We start from the raw sequence: 12,632 nt of genomic DNA on the forward strand, positions 1-12,632 counted from the left end.
CCCCCCCCCCCCCCCCCCCCCCCCCCCCCCCCCCCCCCCCCCCCCCCCCCCCCCCCCCCCCCCCCCCCCCCCCCCGCTGCCGCGCGCGGACCGGCGCACTCCGCTCGCTCCGGCTGCCCGGCACGGGCGTCCCCCGCGTCCCCGCGAGGACCCGGGACGGGCCGGCGGGCCTGCTTCTAGAATCACCGGCACTGGCCCCGCGCTCGAAGGAACCCGATGACCAGTGTCGAAGAACCGGCACGCCCCGACGGGCGGGCGCGTGACGCCGCGCGCACCAGGGCCGAGATCCTCGACGTGGCGACGCGGGAGTTCGCCCGGGCCGGTTACGACGGTGCCCGGGTGGAGGAGATCGCGGCCCGCACCCGCACCACCAAGCGGATGATCTACTACCACTTCGGCGGCAAGGAACAGCTGTTCACGGCCGTGCTGGAGCGGGCGTACGGGGCGATCCGCGACGCCGAGCGGAGCCTGGACGTGGACGGGCTCGACCCGGTCGCGGCGATCCGCCGACTGGCCGAGCTGACGTTCGACCACCATGAGCGGCACCCGGACTTCGTCCGTCTGGTCAGCATCGAGAACATCCACGGAGCCCGGCACATCGCTGCCTCCCGAAAGCTCGGGGGGATCGGTTCGCCCGCGCTGGACGTGATCCACCGGATCCTGGCCGCGGGACGGGAGTCCGGGGTGTTCACGGCCGACGTGGACGCCGTCGACCTGCACGCGATGATCAGCTCGTTCTGCTTCTTCCGGGTGGCGAACCGGCACACCTTCGGCGTCCTCTTCGGCCGCGACCTGGTGGCCCCGGAGCAGCGCGAGCGCTACCGGACCATGCTCGGCGACATGGTCACAGCCCACCTCACGGCTGAGCGGACCACGGGCTGACGCCCCCCCGGCGGCGGCCGCACCGCCCCACCGCCGCCCGTCGGCTGCCACGTCACCCGTCGGCTGCCACCGCCGGTCAGCCGTCCGCGGCCGTCGCCCAGGCGAACGTCATGCCCGGGCTCGGTGCTGAACCTGACGTCGAACGGTCAGCAGCCGGGTCCGCGGCAACACGCCGACCAACTGCGCCGGCACGGTGCCGGGCCGCTGAACCACTCCTCCGGCTCGGGCCGCCCGCTCAGGCGGGGCGCACCACCGCCGCGTCGAGCAGCGGCCCGAGCTCGCCGGTCACGGCCCTCAGCGGGCGTACGTCCTGTTCCGCGCGGGCCATCAGGATCGCGCCCTCCAGGGCGCTGATCATCAGGGTGGCGAGGGTGTCGGCGCGGCCGGCGGCAACCCCCATGCCGGTCAGGGCCTCGGCGACCGGGCCGCTCCAGGCCGCGAACGCGGCGGCCGCCGCCTCCCGGGTGGAGGCGCCCCCGGCCGCGCAGTCCACCGTCGCCGCGGCGACCGGGCAGCCCGCGTCGAAGCCGTCCTGCTCGTACTCCCGCGTCCACTGGGCGGCCATGGCCGCGAACAGCCCGCTCGGCGTCGGCCGGTCCAGGGCCGCCAGGAACCGGGCCACCCGCGTGCCCGCGTACCGGCCGGCCCAGCCGACGGCCTCGTTGACCAGTTGTTCCTTGCCGCCGGGGAAGTAGTGCTGGAGCGATCCGCGCGGCGCTCCGGCGTGGGCGGCCACGTCCCGCATGCCGGTGGCGCCGACCCCCTGGCGCCGGATCAGCTGGGCCGCGCTGAACACCATGCGCTCGCGCGGTCCGTGCCGCGACTCCGCCATCCGTGACCTCCGCTCGTCGGCGCCCGTGCCTCGTCCGTCGTCCTCCCGCCCCACTCTATGACCGACGTCATAACACCGGCTACTATGACGACGGTCATAGTCGGCTGGGCGGGGCCGAGGACGTGTGGAGCGGAGGGCAGTGCCGTGAGGGTCGGATTCATCGGGCTCGGGGTGATGGGCCGGCCCATGGCGCTGCGCCTGGCGGCCGCCGGCACGCCCCTGGTGGTGTGGAACCGGACGGCGGAGCGGGCCGAGTCGCTGCGCGCGGCCGGCGCCGACGTCGCGACGGACCCCGCGGAGGTGTTCGCGCGGGCGGAGGTGGTACTGCTGATGCTCGCCGACGAGGCGGCCCTCGACGCGGTCCTGGGCCGCGGCACCCCCGGGTTCGCCGCCCGGGTCGCCGGCCGGACCGTCGTCCCGATGGGCACGACCTCCCCCGAGCACTCCCGCGCCCTGGAGGCCGAGGTGTGCGCGGCCGGCGGCCGGTACGTGGAGGCGCCCGTCTCGGGGTCGCGGGTCCCGGCGGAGCGGGGGGAACTGGTGGCCATGCTCGCCGGCGAGGAGTCCGCCGTCGACGCCGTACGACCGCTGCTCGCGCCGCTGTGCCGGGAGACGTTCCGGTGCGGCGCGGCACCGGGCGCGCTGCTGATGAAGCTGGCCGTGAACCTCTTCCTGATCACGCTGGTGACCGGACTGACCGAGGCGTTCCACTTCGCCGACCGGCAGGGTCTGGACCGGCGGCTGTTCCTCGAGGTGCTGGACGCGGGCCCCATGGCCAGCGGGGTGTCCCGGATGAAGGCACCCAAGCTGCGCGAGGGTGACTTCGCCGTCCAGGCCGCGGCCCTGGACGTGCTCAAGAACAACCGGCTCATCGCCGAGGCGGCCCGCGGGGCCGGGCTGGCGTCACCGCTGCTCGACGTGTGCCACGCCCTGTTCGAGGAGACGGTGGGGCTGGGGCACGGCGGGCAGGACATGGTGGCGGTGCTCCGCGCGATCGAGGCGCGGACCGCGGGGGCGTCCCGGCCCCGGACCGTCCCCGCGGGACAGGCGGCGGCTCAGCCCTTCGGGATGCCGTAGACCCGCTCGACGGGCAGCCGCACCACCAGCCGGCGGTCGCGGACCATGGCGGCCCGGTAGTCCTCCCAGTCCGGGTGCTCGCCGAGGACGTCCCGGTAGAGCCGGACCAGTTCCTCGACGGTGTCGTCGTGCGGGTCGCGGGCGACCGGAGACAGGTCGGCCGCGCCTTCGGCGACCGTGTACGCCCAGCGGTCCTCGCTGGTGACGTGGTAGGAGGCGCGGGGGTCGCGGCGGAGGTTGCGGGTCTTGGCCCGGTCGTCGGTGACGGAGATCCTGACGATCCGCTCCTCGGGGTAGTAGGCGTGGCTGACGTTGGAGAGCTGGGGGCGGCCGTCGCTCTTGAGCGTGACCAGCACCCCGCCCCGCGTACGGGAAAGCAGCCGGAGCAGTGCGTCCTCGGCCGAAGCCCGGGTCGAGTCCTGCGTCGAGTCCTCTGTCATAGGGAGGTCAACCGGCCGGGATCGTCACGCATTCCCCGCGCCGGCAGGCACCGCGAGCGCGAGTAGACACTGTCTACGTGTCGCTGGTAGACAGTATCCATGACGGAGTCGGACACGGGCCTGCGGGCCCGGCTGGTGGACGTGGGCGTGGAGTTGGTGGCCGCCGAGGGTGTGCAGGCGCTGACGCTGCGGGAGATCGCCCGCCGCGCCGGGGTCTCCCACGGGGCGCCGCGCCGCCACTTCCCCACCCACCGGGAACTGCTGTCCGCCATCGCCCACCGGGGGTTCACCGAGCTGGGCGACCGGGTCCGGCCCACGCCGGGCGGCACCGACGCGCGCCGGCAGCTGATCGAACTGGCGCGGGCGTACCTGGAGTTCGCGCTGGACAACCCGGGCATGTACGAGCTGATGTTCCGTCACGACCTGCTGGACAGCGGCGGCTCGGGACTCAGGGAGACCAGCCTGCCCCTGTTCGGGGTGCTCGCGGACCTCGTGGGGCGGATCAGGCCCGGGGCGGACGCCCGGCGGGTGGCCGGCGCGCTCTGGGCGAACCTGCACGGCGTCGCCCAGCTCTGGCGCTGGAAAAGCCTCCAGCTCGCCACCGGGGAGAGCGAGTTGAGCCCGCTGCTCGACGCGGTCCTGGGCGCCCATCTGGGCCCGCGGGACGAGCGGTGAACCGCGGGCTGACGCTGGCGAGCAGCGTGGCGGGGGCCGTGCTCGTCGCCCTCGACGGCACGGTCCTCACGGTCGCCCAACCCTCCCTGCAACGGGCCCTGCACGCGTCGTTCGCCGAGGTGCAGTGGACCAGTACCGCGTATCTCGTCGCGGTGGCGAGCCTGCTGGTGTTCGCGGGGCGGCTCGGCGACCGGTACGGGCACCGGCGGATGTTCGGGCTCGGCATGCTGGGGTTCGGCGCGGCGTCGGCGGGCGTCGGCCTGGCGCCCGGCATCGGCTGGGTGATCGGACTGCGGTTGGCGCAGGGCGTGTTCGGGGCCCTGCTGCAACCGGCGACGCTCGGGATGCTGCGGGCCGCGTACCCGCCGGACCGGCTGGCGGTGCCACTGGCGGTGCGCACCGCCGCGATCGGCCTGGCGGCGGCAGCGGGACCGCTGCTGGGCGGAGCGCTGGTGGGCGGTCTCGGCTGGCGGGCGGTGTTCTTCGTCGGCGCGCTGCCCGCGGCCGGCTTCGGCCTCGCGGCACTCGTACTGCCCGGCAGGGACCGCCTCCCGGCGGCCCGCACTCCGCTGGACCTGCCCGGGGCCCTGCTGCTCGCGATCGCCCTGGCCTGTCTCGTGCACGCGCTGGTCGCGCTGCCCGGCTCCGGCGCGTGGAGCGTGCCCGTGCTGGGCGGTGCGGTGCTCGCCGGGACCCTCTTCGTGCGCCACGAGCGGCGGACCGCGCATCCGCTGCTGCCGCCCGGGGTGATCGGCTCCCCGGCGGTGGGGGCCGCGCTGGGCCTGCTCGTCGCCACGTCGGCCGCGCTGTTCGGGACCCTGTTCGCCGAGACGTACGTGCTCCAGCGCCGGCTCGCCCTCGACCCGTTCCAGAGCGCCCTGCGCAGCCTGCCGCTCGCGGTGCTGATGGTGCTGTCCGCCGCCCTGTGCCCGGCGCTGCTGCGCCGACTGGGCGCGCGACGGACGGTCGCGGCGGCGACGGCGCTGCTCGCGCTGGGCGTCCTGGTCCTGTCCGGGGCCACCGGCACGGCCGCACTCGGGGGCGGTTTCGCGCTGCTGGGTGCCGGGTTCGGCACGGTGATGGTGGCGGCCACCGAGGTCGTCGTACGCGGCGCCCGGGTGGCGGTGGCCGGGGTCGCGGGCGGGCTGCAGCAGACCGCGCTCAACGTGGGGCCCGTGCTCGGTGTCGCCGCCGGCACGGCGCTGATGGCCGCCGGGCCCCGGCCGGCGTTGCTCGCGCTCGCCGCCGTGGCGGCGCTCGCCGTACCGGTCGCCCGCGCGCTGCCGGGGCACGGCGTCGCGCCGGGCACGGAGATCACCGACGGACGGGTCCGTCCCGGGGTTCCTGCGCGACGATGAGGGGGTGCGTCCCGGCAGGCGGCCGGACCGCACGCGCGGGACCGAGCGGAGGAGCACCATGGCACAGCTGCGGCAGGAAGCCGATCCGGACGAGGCGGGGCTCGACCCGCAGGCCCTCGGCCGGCTCGACCGGTTCTTCGCCCGTCACGTCGAAGAGGGCCGGCTGCCCGGGTTCCTGGTGTCCGTGGCGCGCGGCGGCCGCGTCGCCCACCTCACCGCCTACGGCCACCGTGACGTCGCCGCCGGGCAGCCGGTCGGCACGGACACCCTGTGGCGGATCTACTCCATGACCAAACCGGTGACCGCGGTCGCGGTGCTGCAACTGGTGGAGGACGGCCGCCTGTCACTGGACGACCCGGTCGACCGGTACCTGCCCGCCTTCGCCGGACCGCGGGTGTACGAGGGCGGTTCGGGCACCGCTGTCCGCACGCGCCCCGCCGCCGGACCGATCCTCGTCCGGCATCTGCTCACCCACACGGCGGGCCTGACCTTCGGCTTCTACCACGAGCACCCCGTGGACGCGCTCTACCGGGACGCGGGCCTGGAGTACTCGGTGCCGCCGGGCAAGGACCTCGCGCAGGCCGTCGAGGTGTACGCGCGCATGCCGCTGCAGTTCGAGCCGGGCACACGGTGGAACTACTCGGTCGCCTCCAACGTCCTGGGCCGGCTGATCGAGGTGGTCTCCGGCCGCCCCCTGGACGAGTACGTCACGGAGCGGATCCTGCGCCCGCTCGGCATGACCGACACCGGCTTCCACATCACCCCCGAACAGCGGGACCGGCTGGCCGAGTTGTACGGCGAGACGGAGGACGGCGGCATCACGCCGGTCCCCGGGCTGCCGGTGCTGGGGCGGCCGCTGTTCCTGTCCGGCAGCGGCGGTCTGGTCTCCAGCGCGCCGGACTTCCACCGGTTCATGGAAATGCTGCGCCGGGGCGGCGAACTGGACGACGTCCGCCTGCTGTCGCCCGGCACGGTGGCCCGGATGTCACACAACCAGCTGCCCGGGGAAGCCGAGTTGAGTTCCTTCGGCACCACGGCCCACCAGGGGCGCGCCAACCAGGGGCTCGGCTTCGGCTTCAACGTCTCCGTGGTCGTCGACCCCGCCCGCACCCTTGCCCCGTCCAGCCGCGGCACCTACGGCTGGACCGGCGTGGCCACCACCGCCTTCTGGGTCGACCCGGCCCACGACCTCACCGTGCAGTTCATGACCCAGGTGCGACCGAAGAGCCTGAAGGTCTTCCCGGACCTGCGCCGGCTGGTGCACGAGGCACTGACGGACTGACCTCGCGGACCGCAGCGGTCAGGTCGCGCCTCCCGGGACGCGGACCATCGGGATTGTGAGGCAGGTCACTTACCGGGCTGGAACTCGGCGCCCGGCAACGGCGAACAGCGGGTGACCACGACACCACGACCGGATCCCCGAGGACGCGAATGAACCACAGAGGTGGAACGTGACCCTGCTGCGAGGCAACGGTGCCGCGGGCGCCCGGGCGACGGACGCGAGCGGCGCCTCCGACGGCTCGGTCATCGAACGGTCCTGGGAGATACCCGACGCGTTCGCCGTGATCTTCGACCGCTACGCCGACGACATCCACCGCTACATCGCCCGGCGCCTGGGCTCCGACACCGCGGACGACCTGATGGCGGAGACCTTCGAGATCGCCTTCAAGCGGCGGCGGCGTTACGACCTGGCGCATCCGCACGCCCGCCCCTGGCTGTACGGGATCGCCACGAACCTGATCAGACGTCACCGCCGTGACGAGGCACGCCGGTTGCGGGCGCTGGCGCGCGTGGCGTCCCTGTCGACCGGGACCGAGCACGACGGGCCCGAGGACGGGGTCGCCGAGCGGCTCAGCGCCGACGCACCGCTGGCCGGCGCCCTCGCCGGGCTGCCCACCCGGTACCGGGACGTGCTGCTGGTGATCGCCTGGGGTGAACTCGACTACGAGGAGGCCGCGCGGGCCCTGCGCGTGCCCGTCGGCACGGTGCGCTCCCGTCTGCACCGCGCCCGCACCAGGCTGCGCACGGCACTGGCCGGACCCGACCGCACCGCCCCGACCGCACCGGAGAAGGAGACCGATCATGGATGAGCTGACGAGGGTGCGGCGCTGGGACTCCGCCGGGCAGGGACCGTCGGACCAGGCGCGCGCCGCGGCCCGGGCCCGGCTCGACGCCGCCGTGGCCGCCGAGAGGTCCCGAGGCCGCACCGCCCGCGCGGGTGGGCCGAGCCGGCGCCTCGTGCTCCGCACCGGGCTCGCGGGCGCGGCCGCGGCGGGCGTCGGCGTCGCCGTCGTCGTCACGCGCGACGGCGACGGACACGACCGCACGACCCGGCTGGACACGGTCAGCGCCGCCGAGGTGCTGCGCCGGGCCGCCGACCGGTCCCGCACCGCGAACCGCGACCTGCCCGTCCCGCGCGATGACCAGTACTTCTACACCCGGACGTACGTCGTCCAGACGTACCTCAACGGCGGCAGGACCCGGACGTGGACCGACGAGAGCTGGACGTCGGTGGACGGCTCGAAGCCGTCCCTGCGCCAGGAGAACGGGAAGATCCACCACGACCCGCCGCTCGGCAAGCACGAGGTGCGCTGGCCGCCGACCGTCTACTCCAAGCTCCAGCACATGCCGACGGATCCCGACAAGCTCCTGGCCCAGTTCAGACTCGGCATGAAGAGCTCGCTGCTGAACGACGTGCAAGCGTTCTTCGAGGGGTGCATGCTGCTGACGGAGCCCCGGGTGCTGCCTCCGGCGCTGCAGGCCGCCGCCTTCGAGGCGCTGTCGAAGCTGCCCCGGATCAGGCTCGACTACCACGACGCGACCGTGACCGGCCGGCGCGCCGTCGGCGTCTCGCACCCCCAGGCCTCCTTCACTTTTCTCTTCGACCGCAAGACCTACGACTACCTGGGCCTGCGCACCAAGGGCAGTTCCGCCAAGAAGGTGCACGGCGAGTGGAAGCAGGTCAACTACTATTACAAGACCACGACGCTGGAGGACATCCAGGTGGTCGACCGCATCGGACAGCACCACTGAGCCGTCGCGCCGGGGGCCCGGCCTACCCGCCGGACCGCAGGCTGAAATCCAGTCCCTCGGCGGCGAGTTCGGCCAGCCACAGGTCGGACCGCGCGGCCGTTTCCGCCGCCCGGTTCAGGCCCGTCGGCAGCGAGCCGTCGAGGACGTGGCGGACGCCGAGGGCGAGGGGCCGGGAGACGCAGCGGGCCATCGCCGACTCCTCCTCGTCGCCGACGAGGTCGAGCAGGTAGCCGCCGGTCCAGGTGCGGTCCGGGGCCTCGACCGTCAGGGACACCGAGAGCACCACGCGGTCACGGTCGGCGTCCGTGGTCGGATGGGCCGCGGCCAGCTCCCGGGCCAGGGCGGCGATGCGCTCGTCGTCGCCCGTGCGCAGCTCCCCGAAGACCGGCTCCCATGCCTTCCGCCAGCCGTCCAGGCGCAGCGTGCCGCGCACGAAGGTGCGAGGCGCCCAGGCGGCCGGCAGCCCGTACTGCTCGACGAAGGGAACGCTGTCCCGGTTGGGGTAGGCCTCGAAGGTCTCCCCGTCCAGGACGTGCGGCCGGGTCGCCTCCCAGGGCCGGGCGGCGGTGACCTCGACGCCGTTCTCCAGGTAACGCGCGGGGGCGCGCAGGGCGTTGAGGACACCTAGGGGTGCCCAGCTGAAGCGGTACCGGAAGTCGTTCGGGACCTCCGGGACACCGCCGCAGTAGGAGGTGAGGCGGTAGACCGCCGGGGTGTCCGGGCCGATGTCCGCGCGGGCCCGGCCGATGAGGCTGTGCGCGAAGAGGTGGTCGATGCCGGGGTCCAGGCCCGCCTCGGTGAGCACGACGAGACCGGCGGCCCGGGCCGCCGGGACCTCGGTGAGCACCTCGGGCGACACATAGCTGGAGCAGGCGAAGTGCGCCCGCGCCCGGACGCAGGCGGACAGCAGCCCGGCGTGTTCGGGCGCGGGCAGCATGGACACGACGACGTCGCCGGGCGCCAGTTCGGCGGCGAGGGCCGGCAGGGTGAACGCGCGGGGTTCGGCCCGGCCCGTCAGGCCGAGGCGTGCCAGGGCGCCGGCCGCGCGTTCCCCGGTACGGTGCCACAGCCGTACCCGGCCGGCCCGCTCGCACAGGACGGCCAGGCCGCTGCCGGTGGACAGCCCCGCGCCCACCCAGTGCACGGTGCCGCTCGCCGGAACGCGCTCAGTCATGACGGAACTCCCCTTGTGCGACGCCGAGTTCTTGGCAGGCCAGGTGGAAACGGTCGAGGCAGCGCCGCCAGGCCGCCGAGGTGCCGAAGCCGAGCAGTTCGGGCAGCAGGGCCGCGGAGAAGTCGGTGCTGGACTCGCGGGGCAGCAGGGACGGCAGGTTGTCGATGGCGATGAGGTCCAGCGGCGGGTCCTCGCGCAGCCGGCGCGCCGGATCGGTCCAGTCGGTGGTGCGGTCGTAGACGGGCAGGACGTTCAGCGGGGAGCCGACGTCGCAGGTGACGTCGCACAGGGTGCGCAGGCGGCGGGCCGGGTCGTCCAGGTCGGCGTCGCGCAGGAAGGGCGGGACGGGGGTGGTGGCGAGGACGCAGTTGACCATCGCGTCGTGGGCCAGCAGGGCCGTGCGGTTCAGATCGTGGGTCTCGGCGAGGTCCCATCGGGTGGCGGTCACGCCGGCGGTGTCGAGGGCGGCCGCGGCGCCCCGGCCGCTGCGGCCCAGCGCGCCGATCACGAGGGCCGTGAACTTCTCGTCTCCGGAGGCCGGTTGGAGGGCGGCGTCCAGTTCCGCCCTGCCGGTCGGCCGCAGGGGGGCGCGCAGCCGGCCGCGGTGCAGCAACACGGTGAGGGCGGCGCCCAGGTAGCCCGCCCAGAAGCCGAAGGCGGCGAGTCTGCGGCCGTGTTCGTCGACCAGGTACTCCAGGTCCAGCAGTGCTCCTCCCCCGGCCGCGAACCGGCGCAGCAGGGCGTCCGCGCCCGGCTGTCCCTTGTAGGCGTGTCCGAAGGAGATGTGCCGGTGCGTCAGCGCGGGCGGATCACCGGGGAGTTCCTTCAGGCCGAGGATCACCGCGTCCGACGGGGCCGTCACCCAGGAGCCCGCCGGTGCGGTGCCGCAGCCGGCCGCCACGTACTCCTCGAGCGGGAAGATCCGCTGCGGGGACTCCTCCACGGTCAGGCGCACACCGCTCTCGACGAGACGGCGGGCGTCGGCGGGGACGACCGGCGTGCGCCGCTCGGTCGTGCGGGCCTCGTGGCGCAGCCACAGGTGGAGCTCGGTCATACCAGGTTCGCCTCCGGGCGCGGGGCGTCGGCCGCGAACCGGCCGGCGCTCAGGGGGCTGACGTCCAGGAAGGGTACGCGGCCGAGGTACAGGTCGCGGACGATCTCGCCCACGGCGGGTCCCTGGAGGAAGCCGTGTCCGGAGAAGCCGGTCGCATACAGAAAACGGGATACCGAGGACGCCTCGCCGATCAGTGCGTTGTGGTCGGGCGTGTTCTCGTACAGACCGGCCCAGCCGCCGGTGCGGCGCAGTTCCAGCAGGGCGGGGGCGCGGCGCTGCATCGCCTCGCACAGCCGCGGGATCCAGCGGTCGTGGGTGTCGGTGGCGAAGCCCGGCCGCTCGTCCGGGTCCGACATGCCGAGCAGGAGTCCGGGGCCCTCGGCGTGGAAGTAGAGGCTGGTGGTGAAGTCGATGGTCATGGGCAGCGCCGGCGGCAGGCCGGGCACCGGTTCGGTGACGGCGATCTGCCGGCGCAGCGGCCGTACCGGCAGGTCCACGCCGGCCAGGGCGCCGACCGCCCGTGACCAGGCCCCGGCCGCGCAGACAACCGTGTCGGTGCTGATGCGGCCGCGGGTGGTGGTGACGGCGGTGATGGTGGTGCCGTCGCGTTCGATGCCGGTGACCTCGGTGTGGCGCAGGATGCGGGCACCGCGGGCGCGGGCGGCGGCGGCGTAGCCGTGGACGACGGCCTCGGGGGTGCAGTGGCCGTCGTCCGGGGAGTAGGCGGCGGCCAGCAGCCCGTCGGTCCTGATCAGCGGCGAGAGCCGGTGGGCATCCGCCGGGGTCAGCAGCCGGCTGGGCACCCCGAGGGAGTTCTGCAGGCGCACGCCCGCCTCGAAGGAGGCGACCTGCTCGGGTGTGGACAACAGGAACAGGTAGCCGACCCGGTGCAGCCCGATGTCCGGGCCGATCTCCTCCTCGAACCGGCCGAAGGCCTCAAGGCTGCGGGCGCCGAGCCGGATGTTCAGCTCGTCGGAGAACTGGGCCCGCACGCCGCCCGCCGCCCGGGAGGTGGAGCCCGCCGCGAGTTCGTCGCGTTCCACCAGCACCACGTCCCGCACTCCGGCGCGCGCCAGGTGGTAGGCGATGCTCGTGCCCATCACCCCGCCACCGACGATGACCACCCGGGCCCGAAGGTTCACTCGGCCGCCTCCTCCGCCACGCGGGTCACGGTCCGGGGCGCCGCCGCGTCCCGGATGCCGAGTCCGACGCTGTCGCCTTAGACGATGTCACCCGGGTGCCGCGGGCGCCATGGCGCCCGGCGGGCACCTCCCCCGGCGGGGCCCCGGGCGGGACCGGGCCGCCGGGGATCGACGGGCAGGGGCCGAACGGTCGGCGGTCGGCGGTCGGCGGTCGGCGGTCGACAGTCGACGGTGGACGGTCGGCAGTCAGCGGTCGGCAGTCGGCAGTCAGCGGTTCAGGAGCCGTGGGCGACCGCGTCCAGGTGGGGCAGGACGTGGTCCATCCGCTCCCGCTTGGTCCGCAGGTAGGTGATGTTGCTCTCGCACGGCTCGATCAGCAGCGGTACCTGCTCGGCGACCTGGATGCCGTGCCGCACCAGCGCCTCCCGCTTGCGCGGGTTGTTCGACATCAGGCGGACCGAGCGCACTCCGAGGTCGTGCAGGATCTGCGCGGCGACGCCGTAGTCCCGGGCGTCGACCGGCAGGCCGAGCGCCAGGTTCGCCTCGACCGTGTCCAGGCCCTCCGCCTGCAGGGCCATCGCACGAAGCTTGGCCAGCAGGCCGATGCCGCGCCCTTCGTGCCCCCGCAAGTAGACGACGATGCCGCTGCCTTCGGCGACCACCGCGCGCAGGGCGGAGGCCAGTTGGTCGCCGCACTCGCAGTGCTGGGAGCCGAACGCGTCCCCGGTCAGGCACTCGGAGTGCAACCGGACCAGAACGTTCTCGGTGCCGATCTCGCCGTGCACGAGGGCGACTTGCTCGTCACCGCGGTCGTGGTCCAGGTAGCCGATCGCCTGGAATTTCCCGTACACGGTGGGCAACGGGGTATTCACGACGCGTTCCGCGCCCGAACGCCGCGAGGACTTCTTGCCGAGGACGCCGAGGTTTTCTGTCATGATCTGATTCCTAAGCAGAGACGAAAGGCC

The 12,632-nt window shown here is 74.3% G+C and carries 13 protein-coding genes; 7 read left to right on the top strand and 6 right to left on the bottom strand.

Annotated elements, in window-relative coordinates; genetic code table 11:
• The first annotated feature begins 216 nt into the window (after positions 1-216).
• Positions 217-882 (top strand): TetR/AcrR family transcriptional regulator, encoded by a 666-nt coding sequence (locus V7E45_RS06230; protein ID WP_333773061.1) that lies wholly within the window; start codon positions 217-219, stop codon positions 880-882.
• A 235-nt stretch (positions 883-1,117) separates the two neighbouring features.
• Here the strand turns inward: V7E45_RS06230 and V7E45_RS06235 are convergent, their stop codons facing one another.
• Positions 1,118-1,714, bottom strand: a complete 597-nt coding sequence (locus V7E45_RS06235; protein WP_333773062.1) for a TetR/AcrR family transcriptional regulator — start codon at positions 1,712-1,714, stop codon at positions 1,118-1,120.
• 84 nt (positions 1,715-1,798) lie between these two features.
• Here V7E45_RS06235 and V7E45_RS06240 point away from each other — a divergent pair, with 84 nt between their 5' ends.
• Positions 1,799-2,791 carry an NAD(P)-dependent oxidoreductase gene (locus V7E45_RS06240; RefSeq protein ID WP_333773063.1) on the top strand — a complete coding sequence of 331 codons (993 nt, stop codon included), beginning with the start codon at positions 1,799-1,801 and terminating at the stop codon, positions 2,789-2,791.
• Here the strand turns inward: V7E45_RS06240 and V7E45_RS06245 are convergent.
• Positions 2,770-3,231 (bottom strand): PPOX class F420-dependent oxidoreductase, encoded by a 462-nt coding sequence (locus V7E45_RS06245; RefSeq protein WP_333773064.1) that lies wholly within the window; start codon positions 3,229-3,231, stop codon positions 2,770-2,772. The genes V7E45_RS06240 and V7E45_RS06245 overlap by 22 nt on opposite strands.
• A gap of 99 nt (positions 3,232-3,330) precedes the next feature.
• On the opposite strand from V7E45_RS06245, the gene V7E45_RS06250 reads away from it, so the two are divergent.
• From V7E45_RS06250 to V7E45_RS06270, 5 genes are all read left to right on the top strand, one after another.
• Positions 3,331-3,906, top strand: a complete 576-nt coding sequence (locus V7E45_RS06250) for a TetR/AcrR family transcriptional regulator (RefSeq protein WP_333773065.1) — start codon at positions 3,331-3,333, stop codon at positions 3,904-3,906.
• Complete coding sequence (locus V7E45_RS06255) at positions 3,903-5,264, top strand: MFS transporter (protein WP_333773066.1); 1,362 nt, start codon at positions 3,903-3,905, stop codon at positions 5,262-5,264. The genes V7E45_RS06250 and V7E45_RS06255 overlap by 4 nt, the downstream gene beginning before the upstream one ends.
• 58 nt (positions 5,265-5,322) lie before the next feature.
• The gene (locus V7E45_RS06260; protein ID WP_333773067.1) at positions 5,323-6,546 is read left to right on the top strand and encodes a serine hydrolase domain-containing protein; all 1,224 of its coding nucleotides are present in this window, start codon (positions 5,323-5,325) and stop codon (positions 6,544-6,546) included.
• Between the two features lie 169 nt (positions 6,547-6,715).
• The gene (locus tag V7E45_RS06265) at positions 6,716-7,354 is read left to right on the top strand and encodes an RNA polymerase sigma factor (RefSeq protein WP_333773068.1); all 639 of its coding nucleotides are present in this window, start codon (positions 6,716-6,718) and stop codon (positions 7,352-7,354) included.
• Positions 7,347-8,297 (top strand): CU044_5270 family protein, encoded by a 951-nt coding sequence (locus V7E45_RS06270; protein WP_333773069.1) that lies wholly within the window; start codon positions 7,347-7,349, stop codon positions 8,295-8,297. The genes V7E45_RS06265 and V7E45_RS06270 overlap by 8 nt, the downstream gene beginning before the upstream one ends.
• 22 nt (positions 8,298-8,319) lie before the next feature.
• Here the strand turns inward: V7E45_RS06270 and V7E45_RS06275 are convergent, their stop codons facing one another.
• From V7E45_RS06275 to ribA, 4 genes are all read right to left on the bottom strand, one after another.
• Positions 8,320-9,471 carry a saccharopine dehydrogenase family protein gene (locus tag V7E45_RS06275; RefSeq protein WP_333773070.1) on the bottom strand — a complete coding sequence of 384 codons (1,152 nt, stop codon included), beginning with the start codon at positions 9,469-9,471 and terminating at the stop codon, positions 8,320-8,322.
• The gene (locus V7E45_RS06280) at positions 9,464-10,525 is read right to left on the bottom strand and encodes a saccharopine dehydrogenase (RefSeq protein WP_333773071.1); all 1,062 of its coding nucleotides are present in this window, start codon (positions 10,523-10,525) and stop codon (positions 9,464-9,466) included. The genes V7E45_RS06275 and V7E45_RS06280 overlap by 8 nt, the downstream gene beginning before the upstream one ends.
• Entirely contained in the window at positions 10,522-11,667 is a 1,146-nt protein-coding gene (locus tag V7E45_RS06285; protein ID WP_333773072.1) for an NAD(P)/FAD-dependent oxidoreductase, read from the bottom strand. Before V7E45_RS06285 ends, V7E45_RS06280 begins: the two co-directional genes overlap by 4 nt.
• A 275-nt stretch (positions 11,668-11,942) precedes the next feature.
• The gene (gene ribA / locus V7E45_RS06290; RefSeq protein ID WP_333773073.1) at positions 11,943-12,602 is read right to left on the bottom strand and encodes a GTP cyclohydrolase II; all 660 of its coding nucleotides are present in this window, start codon (positions 12,600-12,602) and stop codon (positions 11,943-11,945) included.
• Positions 12,603-12,632 lie beyond the last annotated feature (30 nt).

The organism is Streptomyces sp. IBSBF 3136 (assembly GCF_036815105.1).
Taxonomy (GTDB): Bacteria; Actinomycetota; Actinomycetes; order Streptomycetales; family Streptomycetaceae; genus Streptomyces.

Excerpts from the sequence above, each read along its gene's own strand:
- V7E45_RS06230 (WP_333773061.1), top strand. The coding sequence starts at position 217 with ATGACCAGTGTCGAAGAACCGGCACGCCCCGACGGGCGGGCGCGTGAC.
- V7E45_RS06235 (WP_333773062.1), bottom strand. The coding sequence starts at position 1,714 with ATGGCGGAGTCGCGGCACGGACCGCGCGAGCGCATGGTGTTCAGCGCG.
- V7E45_RS06240 (WP_333773063.1), top strand. The coding sequence starts at position 1,799 with ATGACGACGGTCATAGTCGGCTGGGCGGGGCCGAGGACGTGTGGAGCG.
- V7E45_RS06245 (WP_333773064.1), bottom strand. The coding sequence starts at position 3,231 with ATGACAGAGGACTCGACGCAGGACTCGACCCGGGCTTCGGCCGAGGAC.
- V7E45_RS06250 (WP_333773065.1), top strand. The coding sequence starts at position 3,331 with ATGACGGAGTCGGACACGGGCCTGCGGGCCCGGCTGGTGGACGTGGGC.
- V7E45_RS06260 (WP_333773067.1), top strand. The coding sequence starts at position 5,323 with ATGGCACAGCTGCGGCAGGAAGCCGATCCGGACGAGGCGGGGCTCGAC.
- V7E45_RS06270 (WP_333773069.1), top strand. The coding sequence starts at position 7,347 with ATGGATGAGCTGACGAGGGTGCGGCGCTGGGACTCCGCCGGGCAGGGA.
- V7E45_RS06275 (WP_333773070.1), bottom strand. The coding sequence starts at position 9,471 with ATGACTGAGCGCGTTCCGGCGAGCGGCACCGTGCACTGGGTGGGCGCG.
- V7E45_RS06280 (WP_333773071.1), bottom strand. The coding sequence starts at position 10,525 with ATGACCGAGCTCCACCTGTGGCTGCGCCACGAGGCCCGCACGACCGAG.
- ribA (WP_333773073.1), bottom strand. The coding sequence starts at position 12,602 with ATGACAGAAAACCTCGGCGTCCTCGGCAAGAAGTCCTCGCGGCGTTCG.